Source organism: Pseudoalteromonas sp. BSi20652 (genome assembly GCF_000239855.1).
Lineage (GTDB): Bacteria > Pseudomonadota > Gammaproteobacteria > Enterobacterales > Alteromonadaceae > Pseudoalteromonas.
The window spans coordinates 16,039-28,746 of sequence record NZ_BADT01000027.1 but is presented as its reverse complement, the minus strand read 5'-3'; the positions used below and the strand labels follow the sequence as shown (position 1 = coordinate 28,746).

The 12,708-nt window shown below is 39.6% G+C and carries 12 protein-coding genes; all 12 read right to left on the bottom strand.

Annotated features, from left to right (window positions below; translation table 11 throughout):
* Positions 1–29: 29 nt before the first annotated feature.
* The 12 genes from adk to P20652_RS15490 all read right to left on the bottom strand — a co-directional run bounded on the left by adk (position 30) and on the right by P20652_RS15490 (position 12,491).
* Positions 30–674 (bottom strand): adenylate kinase, encoded by a 645-nt coding sequence (gene adk, locus P20652_RS15440; RefSeq protein ID WP_007584076.1) that lies wholly within the window; start codon positions 672–674, stop codon positions 30–32.
* 188 nt (positions 675–862) lie between these two features.
* The gene (gene htpG / locus P20652_RS15445) at positions 863–2,776 is read right to left on the bottom strand and encodes a molecular chaperone HtpG (protein WP_008165974.1); all 1,914 of its coding nucleotides are present in this window, start codon (positions 2,774–2,776) and stop codon (positions 863–865) included.
* A 117-nt stretch (positions 2,777–2,893) separates the two neighbouring features.
* Positions 2,894–3,631, bottom strand: coding sequence for an RluA family pseudouridine synthase (locus P20652_RS15450; RefSeq protein WP_008165972.1), 738 nt, complete (start codon positions 3,629–3,631; stop codon positions 2,894–2,896).
* 4 nt (positions 3,632–3,635) lie between these two features.
* Positions 3,636–5,537 carry an MFS transporter gene (locus P20652_RS15455; protein ID WP_008165970.1) on the bottom strand — a complete coding sequence of 634 codons (1,902 nt, stop codon included), beginning with the start codon at positions 5,535–5,537 and terminating at the stop codon, positions 3,636–3,638.
* A 295-nt stretch (positions 5,538–5,832) separates the two neighbouring features.
* Positions 5,833–6,441 carry a recombination mediator RecR gene (gene recR / locus P20652_RS15460; RefSeq protein WP_008165968.1) on the bottom strand — a complete coding sequence of 203 codons (609 nt, stop codon included), beginning with the start codon at positions 6,439–6,441 and terminating at the stop codon, positions 5,833–5,835.
* A gap of 7 nt (positions 6,442–6,448) precedes the next feature.
* A complete protein-coding gene (locus tag P20652_RS15465) occupies positions 6,449–6,775 on the bottom strand; it encodes a YbaB/EbfC family nucleoid-associated protein (RefSeq protein WP_008165966.1) in 327 nt (108 codons plus the stop codon).
* Between the two features lie 59 nt (positions 6,776–6,834).
* Positions 6,835–9,360 (bottom strand): DNA polymerase III subunit gamma/tau, encoded by a 2,526-nt coding sequence (gene dnaX, locus P20652_RS15470; protein ID WP_008165964.1) that lies wholly within the window; start codon positions 9,358–9,360, stop codon positions 6,835–6,837.
* Positions 9,361–9,363: 3 nt separating this feature from the next.
* Complete coding sequence (apt, locus tag P20652_RS15475) at positions 9,364–9,909, bottom strand: adenine phosphoribosyltransferase (protein ID WP_007584093.1); 546 nt, start codon at positions 9,907–9,909, stop codon at positions 9,364–9,366.
* Between the two features lie 166 nt (positions 9,910–10,075).
* Positions 10,076–10,198, bottom strand: a complete 123-nt coding sequence (locus tag P20652_RS21305; RefSeq protein ID WP_007375862.1) for a hypothetical protein — start codon at positions 10,196–10,198, stop codon at positions 10,076–10,078.
* Positions 10,199–10,270: 72 nt separating this feature from the next.
* On the bottom strand, positions 10,271–11,023 hold the full coding sequence (locus P20652_RS15480) for a DUF2063 domain-containing protein (RefSeq protein ID WP_008165962.1): 753 nt from the start codon (positions 11,021–11,023) through the stop codon (positions 10,271–10,273).
* A 36-nt stretch (positions 11,024–11,059) separates the two neighbouring features.
* On the bottom strand, positions 11,060–11,917 hold the full coding sequence (locus tag P20652_RS15485; RefSeq protein WP_008165960.1) for a DUF692 domain-containing protein: 858 nt from the start codon (positions 11,915–11,917) through the stop codon (positions 11,060–11,062).
* Positions 11,918–11,984: 67 nt separating this feature from the next.
* A complete protein-coding gene (locus tag P20652_RS15490) occupies positions 11,985–12,491 on the bottom strand; it encodes a hypothetical protein (RefSeq protein WP_008165958.1) in 507 nt (168 codons plus the stop codon).
* Positions 12,492–12,708 lie beyond the last annotated feature (217 nt).

The window sequence follows — 12,708 nt, the reverse complement described above, 5'->3', positions numbered from 1 at the left end:
CTATGGTCGTTTTTAATGTGCTTTTATAATTAACCTAAAAGCTCACCAAGTTGTGAACTAACAGCTTCAACAGCTTGTGTACCATCTAGTTTGTGGTATTGAGTATTACCAGCAGCAGCTTCTGCTTGGTAGTAATCAACTAATGGCATAGTTTGCTCGTGATAAATACCTAAACGTTTACGTACTGTTTCTTCAGTATCATCAGCGCGAACAATTAAGTCATCTCCAGTTTCGTTGTCTTTACCTTCCACTTTTGGTGGATTATATACAATATGGTAAACACGACCAGAACCAGGATGAACGCGACGTCCGCCCATACGTTCAACAATCACTTCGTCAGCCACGTCAAATTCAATAACGTGATCAACCACTACGCCATTTTCTTTCATTGCATCAGCTTGAGGGATTGTACGCGGGAAACCATCAAGTAAAAAACCTTTCTCACAATCCGCTTTAGTAATACGCTCTTTTACTAAACCAATAATAATATCGTCAGAAATTAGTTGACCAGCATCCATTACTTTTTTTGCTTCTAAGCCTAATGGCGTGCCCTCTTTAATTGCTGCACGTAACATGTCGCCAGTAGAAATTTGTGGAATACCGTATTTGTCCATTAAAAACTGAGCTTGAGTACCTTTACCTGCACCCGGCGCGCCCAAAAGAATAATGCGCATATTATTGTCCCCTAGTATGGATATTTATTTTAAAGCCTGAATTCTTCCACAAGCGCCGCCGATACTCAAGCAACTTATACTAATTGATGAGTCCTTGATGCATTTACAGCGCATTAAAAAAGGGAACATACGTTCCCTTTTATTTAAAGTATATAATTTATACTTTTATTAACTAAATAGTTAACTGACTACTTGCTTAGTTCAAGCATTAGTTTGTTTAGGCGAGTAACAAATCCAGTTGGATCTTTAAGTGTACCGCGCTCTGCAAGTAATGCTTGATCTAGTAAAACGTGTGACCACTGTGAAAATTTATCTTCATCTTGTTCGTCATTCAAATGCTTAACAAGTTGATGCTCTGGGTTTAGCTCAAACACAGGTTTTGCTTCAGGGGCTGCTTGACCAACAGATTCCATTAGCTTTTGCATTTGTGAGCTCATGTCGTTGTCGTCGCTTACAACACATGCTGGAGAATCTGTTAGGCGGTGCGTAAAGCGCACTTCTTTAACGTCATCACCTAGTGCTGTTTTAATACGCTCAACAAGGCCAGCCATTTCTTTTTCAGACTCTTCTTGTGCTTTTTTAGTCTCTTCGTCGTCCAGCTTACCTAAATCTAAATCACCACGTGTGATTGACTGTAGTTGCTTATCAGCAAATTCAGTTAAGTGGCTCATCATCCACTCGTCAACACGGTCACTTAGTAACAATACTTCAATGCCTTTTTTGCGGAAAATCTCTAAATGAGGAGAATTTTTCGCAGAAGTAAATGTATCAGCTACTACATAGTAAATTTTGTCTTGGCCTTCGTTCATACGCTCAACATATTGCTCAAGCGACACATCTTGCGTTTCTGAATCAGTATGAGTAGAAGAAAAACGTAGTAGCTTACATACTGCTTCTTTATTTGCCGCATCTTCAGCTGGGCCTTCTTTCATTACTTGGCCAAACTCATTCCAAAATACTTGGTAATCGTCAGCTTTGTTTTTAGCCATACGCTCAAGCATTTTAATAATGCGCGATGTACACCCTTTACGAATAGCTTGCGTTACTTTGTTGTCTTGTAGAATTTCACGAGATACGTTTAGAGGTAAATCGTTTGAATCTAGTAAACCTTTCACAAAGCGAAGGTAGCTTGGCATGAACTGCTCAGCATCATCCATTACAAATACACGTTGTACGTAAAGCTTTAAGCCACTTTGACGTTCACGGTTCCATAAATCGAAAGGTGCTTTTTTAGGGATGTATAAAAGGCTCGTGTATTCAGTTTTACCTTCAACCTTATTATGTGCCCAGCTAAGTGGATCTTCCCAGTCGTGGCTTACGTGCTTGTAAAACTCTTTGTATTCTTCATCAGAAAGCTCTGATTTATCACGCGTCCACAATGCAGTTGCACGGTTAATGCTTTCCCACTCACCGGGTACTGCTGGAATTTTTTCGCCGTCTTCGCCTTCAGATTCTGGCACTTCTGCTTTAAACATTTGTACTGGCGTTGAGATGTGATCAGAGTATTTTGTAACAATGCCGCGCAGGCGGTAATCGTCAGCAAATTCTTTTTCTTCATCACGAAGATGTAAAATAATGTCGGTACCACGGCCTTCTTTTTCAATTTCTTGAAGCGTGTATTCGCCTTCACCTTGAGATTCCCACTCGTAAGCGGTTGTTTCACCGGCTTTACGTGTACGAACAGTGACTAAATCAGCAACAATAAATGCTGAGTAAAAACCAACACCAAATTGACCAATTAATTGTGAATCTTTACTTTGATCACCCGTTAAGTTTTTGAAAAACTCAGCAGTACCCGACTTTGCAATAGTACCCAATGAGCTAATGATTTCATCGCGCGTCATACCAATACCATTATCTGAAATGGTAATTGTATTTGCTTCTTTATCAGCACTAATACGAACACGTAAATCGGCATCACCTTGGTAAAGGTCGCCTTGAGATAGCGCTAAAAAGCGTAACTTGTCTGCTGCATCTGATGCGTTTGACACAAGTTCGCGTAAAAATATTTCTTTATTAGAATAAAGAGAATGAATCATTAAGTTTAATAATTGTTTTACTTCTGTTTGAAAGCCTAATGTTTCTTTTTGTGCTGCAGTCATTTATATATCTCCAATTTGCAAAGTGTCTGCGTTATGCACTTAATATGGGGTGAGGTGTTAGAACTTCAAGGGAGAAATCAAAAAAAATGAAACGAAAAAACAGATCAACACGTTTATCTAAAATGTGTGCGGGCAATTAATATGAATCCCTTCTCCTGTTGTTGGATGTTCAAAATATAAATCGCTGGCATGTAATTGTAAGCGCCCTGCCATATGTTCACTTTGCGCACTTTTATATAAATCACAGCCTAAAATTGGGTGCCCTATAAACCGGCTGTGTATTCGTAACTGATGAGTACGCCCAGTAACGGGCGTAAATTGCACTAAGGTTCTGTATGGTTGTTTAAGCCGCTCTAGCACTTTATATTCACTGACTGCGGTTTTGCCAGTCGATTGGCAAATTTTAACACGCGGAAAAAGCAGTTTGTCTTTCGCTATTGGTGCAGTAATTGACCCCTCATCAACAGCTAAGCACCCTTCAAGCATCGCTACATAACGCTTCTCAATTGTACGAGCCTGAAACTGTTTATTAAGGTGCTTTGACGCATTGGTGTTTAGCCCAACAATCATAATGCCCGATGTACCCAAATCTAGCCGATGCGGTAACTTAGCCTCAGCAAATGCAGCTGTTAAGCCCTTTTGACCATGTACTAAACGGTAATGCACTGAGTCCCAATTAAGCGGATTTTTACCTGATAAACTTAATAGTCCACTGGGTTTATTGATCAGTAGAATATCGTCATCTTGATATAATATTTCAATAAACCCGTCGCACTTAGGCGCCACAAAGTCATCAACTATAATATGTTGTTCTGAAGTTGTATGGGGTGTTGAGCAAGCTATTAAGTTAGTCATTAAATTAGTCACTATTTTTTGAATGAAGCGCTTTTAAAGCCAATACTTGCTCACGTAAATCGTCTGCTACTACTTTGTCAGCAGCAATCGGGGTACCTACTGCAACCGACACCAAAGACCATTTTAATCGTGGTAATTGCCATTTAGCTTTACGGCTAAACATGCTGCCCCATAAACCACCTAAGTGCACAGGAATAACGGGCACAGGTGAGCGCTCAATAATGCGCTCGATTCCACGGCGAAAAATATCCACTGAGCCGTCACTGGTTAGTTTTCCTTCAGGGAAAATACCAACAAGTTCGCCTTTATTAAGCGCAGCAGCTACTTCGTCAAAGGCTTTTTTAAACGCTTCTGGATTGGTTTTTTCACTGTTAATGGGAATAGCTTTGGCCATTTTAAATAACCAATGTAGGGCTGGCGAATAATAAATAGGGGCAAATACCATAAATCGGATAGGCCTTGGTGATGCTGCTAAAATAAACATCCAATCGACAAAGCTCACGTGATTACACACTATAACGGCAGCGCCTTCATCTGGAATATTACTTTCACCTTTTGTACGCACTCTGTACATACAAATAGCTAAAATATATATAATAAATCGTAAAAAGAACTCTGGTACTTTGGTATAAATATAAACAGATATAAGCAAGTTTAGCCCAGCAAGTAACAGTAGCAACTCTGAAATACTCCACTGAAAAACAGACAGCGTTACAATACTTAAAACAGCACTACCCACCATAAACAGTGCATTTAATACATTGTTAGCCGCTATAACTCGTGAGCGACTCGACTCTTCAGTACGCTGTTGAATAAGCGCATACAGCGGTACAGTGTAAAAACCAGAGCCAATACCAATGCCTGCCATCCATACAAAATGCCACACCATGTCGCCTGTTTTTAATAACTGCTCAAGCGTCAATAATTCAAGGTTTTGAGGTAAATAAGAGCTAATAGCGCTCTCTTGGCTCAGTAAGTATAAAAACAAGGTAATTAAAATAGCGCCAAAAGGCACAATTCCCAATTCAATACGTGAGCGGGAAAGCTTTTCACACAATAACGAACCAATAGCAATACTTAGTGAAAACACAACAAGCGCGCTAGTTACAACCAGTTCATCGCCGCCCATTGTGTGTTTTACATAATTTGGTAGGGACGTTAATACAATTGCGCCAATTAACCAAAACCAACTGATCCCAAGTACTGATTTACCAACCGATTCTGTTTGCGAATTAAGTGCTGTAAATACGTTTTTTGTGGATGAAAATATATTATAGGTAAATTTTAAGTTAGGCTCGTTTGCCTCACTAATGGGTATAAAGCGACTGCTCACATAACCCATAACAGCCAGTACTAACACGGCAATACTTATAAGCGTAGGGCCTACTGATTGAGTAATATAATAGGTGCCAAAAATTGTACCCATTAGTATCGCCACAAACGTGCCTGATTCAACCAAACCATTCGCTTTTGTTAATTCGTTAGGGGCTACGTGCTGCGGTAAAATAGAGTATTTTAATGGACCAAAAAACGTACTTTGTACGCCCATTAAAAACACGGTGGCTAACATCAGCCACACGTACTGCGTTAAAATAGAGACTGCCCCTACAGCCATAATAGGGATTTCACATAGCTTTACGATTCTGATTAGTTTGGATTTTTCTGTTTTTTCAGCTAGCTGCCCCGCCATCCCTGAAAATAAAAAGAAAGGTAGGATAAATAATCCAGCAGCAATATTTGAATAAAGTGCGCCATCTGCAAGCGTTGCAGCCTGAAATATCAATAGAATAAGCACTGATTGCTTATACACGTTATCGTTTATCGCTGAGAAAAACTGCGTAATAAAAAGCGGTAAAAAACGCTTACTACCCAGTAATGTACCTTGATAGGGTTGATTATCTTTCATTGTATTCCTTACTAATTAGAGACATAGCCCAAAAATATATTATACCAGTTCGCTTAATTAAATGATCTATTTGAGGGCGGAAAAACGTGTTGATAGCTAGGCAAAAAAATCGCTATTTAGTTGTTCTAAATGAGAATTTTTTAACGCAGGTAGCGACACGTTTAGTCCCGCAAAATGATTAAGTATTATTGCGGATTGGTATTAGATTGCCTCTAAGCTTACCTTAAAAACAAAAAAGCCTACATGACTTAATCATGTAGGCTTTTATAATATCGTTTCAAATAGTAACTTAGCGTTAGTCTTGTGTAACTAAACGTCTGCCGCTAAAAGCATGCATAAGCGTTCTACCATCTACTAAATCAAGCTCGCCCCCCACAGGAATGCCGTGAGCAATACGCGAAGCACCTACTTTATATTTATGGCAAAGCTGAGCAATATAATGAGCTGTAGTATCGCCTTCAACTGTAGGGTTAGTCGCTAAAATAACCTCATTAATACCGCCTTGAGCAAGTTTTTGCTCTAAAACGTCTAAGCCAATTTCTTTAGGGCCGATACCGTCAATTGGCGATAAATGCCCCATTAAAACAAAGTATAGCCCTAAATACTGACCCGTTTGCTCGATGGCAAGCACGTCAGTAGGCGACTCAACAACACACAATATACCGCTGTCTTGGCGTTTTGTACTTAAACAAATATCGCACTGAGCTTGTTCGCAAAAAGTACGACAAGACTGACAATGCCCTATGGCTGTCATTGCTTTAGTGAGTGCATTGCCCAGCTGAGTGCCTCCCTTTCGGTCGCGCTCAAGCAAGTGAAAAGCAATACGTTGCGCTGACTTTGGGCCAATGCCCGGTTGGCAGCGCAGTGCTTCTATAAGCTGATTTAAACTATCTGAAAGTTGCATTATTTACTTAAAACGGCATTTTCATACCTGGTGGTAATTGCATACCGCCAGTTACTTTACCCATGCGCTCTTGTGTTTCTTCTGCAACACGGCGTACAGCATCATTACATGCTGCTGCAAGTAAGTCTTCAATCATGTCTTTGTCGTCTTCCATTAAACTCTCGTCAATTTCAACACGGCGTACGTTGTGATTACCAAGCATTGTTACTTTAACTAAACCGGCACCCGCTTCACCAACAACTTCCATCGTTGCGATTTCGTCTTGGGCTTTTTGCATGCGCTCTTGCATTTGCTGCGCTTGCTTCATCATGTTGCCCATTCCACCTTTAAACATAACTTCTCTCTTTCTTTTAATACATTAATTAACATGAACATAAGGGCGATTGTAAGTAATTACAATGCCTGAATACTGTTTTCGTCGATTTCGGCGTTAAATACTTGCTGAAATTGTACTATGTTTTCGTCATATGTGATCACATCGATTGCTTGCTGATGACGACCTGCATCAATTTTTTGCTGAATAAGGTAAGGGGAGTCAATAACTCCCTTAGCAAAATTAATACTTAACGACACGTTATGCTCATAAATACTCGACAATGCGGCATCTAATCTTTGACGAAGCACCGGCGTATCTAAATGCTTTTGTGATTCATCAACGTCTATATGTAAACTATTGCCTTGCTTGGTAAATATTGAATGCAATGCAAATTGACGCATACGACCACCCAATCCCATACGTTTAATTAAATAAGCCCATTCATCTTGTTGATGTGCAAATCTAATTTCACTAATTGGACTTTGAAAATCATCAGGCGCAGGAATACTTACTTCCTGTGGCACTATTTCAGGCGCTTTTTGAGGGTTTATTTGCTCAAGTAATTCTGGCGCAAGATTTTCGGTAATTGTTTGGTGCTTGGCTTTAAAATCAATCTTACTAGCTGGCTTTATGTTGGCGTGATTATGTGACTGGGTTTGGCCCCCTGTTACTGGGAGCTCATGCTTTTTTTCACTCTCACCTTCGCTATTGGTTGCCCAAGGAGGGATATCGTCAGGCACAGTATTTGTAGGACTATTAAGCTCACTTGCACTTGTATCTGCACTACCTTGATGAAAACTGTGAGCTTTAGGCATTCTTGGGTGCTGTTCTGGCTTTTTAGCTGGTGCTTGGCTTGGCTGCACTGCTACATTGCTTGTAGATGTACTTGTATTTTTGCTCGATAACCTACCTGCACCCGATATGTTTCTGTCACGTAAAATACGCGCAATGGCAGATTGCGCCTGCGCTTCTTGTTCAGCTATTGGCGTACTTGCATTATCATGAGTAACAGGCTCTGGAGAAGGCTCTGAGTTTATAGTAGTTACAGGTTTAAAACCCTGATCTACAGCGCTACTCATTATATCGTCAAACTGCGAAGCCAGTGTTTGCTCAGCATCACTGTGTTGCATGTAAGCTTCATCTTCACTTTGGCGCTGGGCTTGATCATCCGAAACAACACTGGTTTGTGGTTGCTCATTAGCTGAAGCCTGTTGTTCTGCTGTGTTTTCACTTTGTTGAACCGGTTGCTCTACTGCAACTTGCGTTGGCTCATTATTGCTTTGTACAACGTCATTATTTGATGTCTGAGCGGCAACATTTGCTAAAGGCTCTATCTCAACGGATTTAGACTGCTCTGTGTTGCTAACTAGCTTAGTATTACTTACAGGAGCACTGCTTTGGCTAGCTACAGTGTTTTGCGATGTTTTGCTTTTATTTAATATATCTCGCAGCGCACTTGCTCGACCTTGCTTATTTTGGACCGGCTCTTCGTTGGCTGTGTGTAAAGTTTGTTGAGCATCTGTAGGTTTAAATGCTAATAACCTTAGCATTATCATTTCAAAACCTAAACGAGCCTCTGGTGCCCATTGTAAATCTTTTTTACCATTTAAAAGTAACTGGTAATAAATTTGTATTTGTTGCGCACTCGTATGCTGAGCAACGTGCGTTATGTAATCCGCATTTGTTTCATCAAGCCCTGCAGCCTGTGGCACTAATTGGGTTAATTGCGTTAAATGTGTTAATGCAATCAAATCATCAAGTAAAGCAATATAATTTGGGTTTCGACTCGCTACATTTGCTATTTCGCTCATTAGCGCCGCACCATCTTGGGCAAGTAATGTAGCCAATAAGCTCTGGCTATAATGCGTATCCATCAAACCAAGCATTGTTTGTACTGCTTGATTGTTTATATCACCATTTGTTTGCGCAATCGCTTGATCGGTTAAGCTCAGCGCATCACGCATGCTACCGTCAGCGGCTTTTGCAATAATGCTTAACGCATCATTATCATAGCTAAGTTGCTCTTGCGTAAGCACGTGTTCAAGCTGCGTTTTAATTTCACCTTGCGACAACGCATTTAAGTTAAATTGTAAACAGCGCGATAAAATAGTAACCGGTAATTTTTGAGGATCGGTCGTCGCTAGTAAAAATTTTACATGCTCTGGTGGCTCTTCAAGCGTTTTTAAAAGCGCATTAAAGCTGTGCTTAGAAAGCATGTGAACTTCATCAATTAGGTATACTTTATAACGTCCGCGTGTTGGTGCGTATTGAACGTTATCGAGTATTTCGCGGGTATCTTCTACTTTTGTACGAGAAGCCGCATCTATTTCGAGTAAGTCAATGTAGCGCCCTGCTTCTATATCTAAACAGCTGCTACATTGACCACACGGATTTGCAGATATACCTTCGTCGCAATTTAAGCTTTTAGCAAAAATACGTGCAATGGTCGTTTTACCTACACCGCGGGTTCCAGTGAATAAATAAGCGTGATGCAGTCTATTTTGTGTAAGCGCATTTACAAGCGCTTGCTTAACATGAGACTGCCCAACCAATTCATGAAAGGTTTGAGGACGCCATTTTCTCGCTAGAACCTGATAACTCATCGATTACTCGCCTTCAAATTCAACCAATTTTAGGATTTTAATACCCATTTTTTTAATGCGTTGCTCGCCACCAAGTTCTGGTAGTGATACAACAAATGCTGCATCTGTGGCTTCGCCACCTAGTTTATGCACTAATTTAGCGGTGGCTTCAATTGTGCCGCCAGTGGCTAATAAGTCATCAACTAATAAAACTTTATCGCCAGGTACAATTGCATCAACATGCAGCTCTAACGTGTCTTCACCGTACTCAAGTAAGTAATCTTGGCGAATAACTTCGCGTGGTAATTTACCTGGTTTGCGTACTGGAATAAACGGAATACCTAACGCGTAAGACAGTGGAGCACCAAAAATAAAGCCACGTGATTCTGTGCCAATTATTTTAGTAAAACCTTGGTCTTTATATTCAGCGATAAATGCATCAATCGTCGCTTTAAAGGCTTCTGGATTTGCCATTAACGTAGTTACATCGCGAAACATGATGCCTGGTTTTGGATAATCAGCAATTGTAGTTATGCTGTTTTTGATAATTGCTGGTGTTACTTGAGTCATAATTTTAACTGCTCAATTGTTTATATTACAAAGCAGGTGATTATAACCTTAACTGGCCTTTAATTGCGAGTTTGGCGTTACTATAAAAGAAGTATTAACTATGGGGTAATTAAAATAAAGAGGTTCAAGGCTGAAGTGAGCAACAGCCTTAATAAACGCTATGCATTTACGTTAAGCTAGTGATCCAGCCTAATATTGCATTTAAACAACCAATTCCTGCAAAAATAGCTAAGAAAGCAAGAAAATAAGTAGCATTGAACGGATCTTTAAAGTCTTTATCATCTGACATTGGTACAACCTTTTATTAAGCACGGCAAATAAGGCTGCCATAATAGACGATGTAAAATCATCAATAAAGACCTTAATCTTGATTTTTTGTCACAATTACACCGCGTTCACCCATTGCATTGAGGGTAACCAATGCGCCTTGAGCAATTTGCTCTGTATTAAATTGTGGTGCATGAGCTAATACCTGTTGGCAAACGTCGTCAAATGTCGCTCCATCACTTGCCTCAATAATAGACAGCAACAAAGCAGTCATCGCATTCGTAGCCAAAAATTGAACGTCATCATCTTCATCTCTATATACAACAAAATAATTAAGCTGAGGTGATGGCTCTTTTGGTTTAAAGCGATTGCTAATATTTTGAACCGGAAATTGATAACTTAAATTTCTTGCCGTTTTCGATAAATACAAAGCTGAACTAGTAAGCGCTGTTGTTTGTAATTTTTTCTCTTGCTCATCTTCGTGTGCAATGGATACATCTAGCTCTACCCATTCATAATGGGCAAGCTCTAGCATAAACACGGGATCGTATTTTTTCATTTTATAATCACTTGATAAGTAATTAATAAACTCCCCTGCTATATCTAAAAAGTACGGCGAATGACAATCATATTCGCTAAAAAACTGGCGTACGAGGGCTTGCCATTGCTTGTCGGTATATAAAGTTTTTAATACCGGAAAACCTGATGATATAAAACCTTCAATGTTATTAAAAAATAGGTCGCGATAAATAGCCATACGCCTGTCTTCGATATCGCTGGGCTTTTTATTTTTTTGAGGCTCGCGAATATGCGCCATAAATTCGTTTTGTATTTCAATAAAGCTCATAACCAGGCACTCTTTTAATGTTGATAAAGGCTTATATTAAGCTCGTTGTTTTGAAACAGTTGAGTCAAAGTGTTTAGCTTGTAGAGCATGAATTATATCTAACTCTTTAGTTAAAACATTCATGGTAGGAATATTAAAATCACGCTCAAGCAAGGTTGGAAATACGCCATGCACTTCGTATGCTTTATCGAGTAACTCCCAAACAGGATCAATGACATCAGCGCCATGTGTATCAACGATTAAGTCATCAGCCTCATTATAATGGCCTGCAACGTGCCCATAGGCAATACGATTAGAGGGTAACCCTGTTAAAAACGCTTGTGCGTTATAGCCGTGATTAATCGAATTCACATAAATGTTATTCACATCTAGTAAAAGCTTGCAGTCTGCTTGCTCTAAAATAGTATTTGTAAATTCCAGCTCCGATAATTGCTGTCCAGGAGCGCCATAATAAGAAACATTTTCTATCGCAATTTGCTGCTCAAGTATGTCTTGCACTTGTTTAATACGCGGAACGACGTGTGCTATCGCATCTTGTGTAAACGGAATAGGCATTAAGTCATACATATGGCCTGTACCGGAGCAGTAACTTAAGTGCTCACTAAAAATTTTTATATTATGCTCTTCAAAAAAAAATTTTAAAGACTTAACAAATTCAACATCAAGTGGTTCGGGCGAACCGATAGACAGTGATAATCCATGACACACAAAATTATTTGTATCTGTTAATGTTCTAAATTGATTTTTAAAGCGTCCACCTAGTTTTAACCAGTTCTCTGGAGCCACTTCTAAAAAATCTACTTGATTAGGCACGTGTTCAAGCAGTTCATCAAGCATTTCTCGTCGTAGGCCAAGACCCACCATCCCGAAATTTGTACTTTGAGTTTGTGTCATAACTACCTCTAACTTAACAAAAAAGGGCCTTAAGGCCCTTTTAGCATAACTTATTTAGAATAAGATATTAACGGCCACCACATTTACCTTCACCGCACTTGCCTTCTGCTTTAGCTTTTGCGCCTTTAGTATCTTTTGCGTCGCCACCACATTTACCTTCGCCGCACTTACCTTCTACTTTAGCTTTCATGCCTTTAGTATCTTTTGCGTCGCCGCCACATTTACCTTCACCACACTTGCCTTCAGCTTTAGCTTTCATGCCTTTTGCATCTTTTGCATCGCCGCCACATTTACCTTCGCCGCACTTACCTTCTGTTTTAGCTTTTGCATCTTTTGCGTCGCCGCCACATTTACCTTCGCCACACTTGCCTTCTGTTTTAGCTTTTGCATCTTTTGCATCGCCACCACATTTACCTTCACCACATTTACCTTCTTTAGCGTCAAGTTGGTAACCTGTTACCAATTGTTGAAACTCAAATGGGTTAGCTTGTACGTCTGCAGATACAAAACTTGCAGAGCCAACAACTACTGCACCTAGAGTTAACGCGATCGTATTTTTTTTAACTGTATTCATTTTGTGACTCTCTTTAATCAAGTATTGTAAATTTCAGCAATAAAAATGTATTTTAAATTGCTTGTATGCTTAAGTAGACCTGTACAAGAATAAAAACTTTCATTTATTTTCATAATATTCACTTTTGCAGATTCTACATTAAATATGGTCGGTAATTACAGATTTATCAATGTGTGATTTACAGGTAAACTATGCGTCCAGTTTTTTATCAAAATTA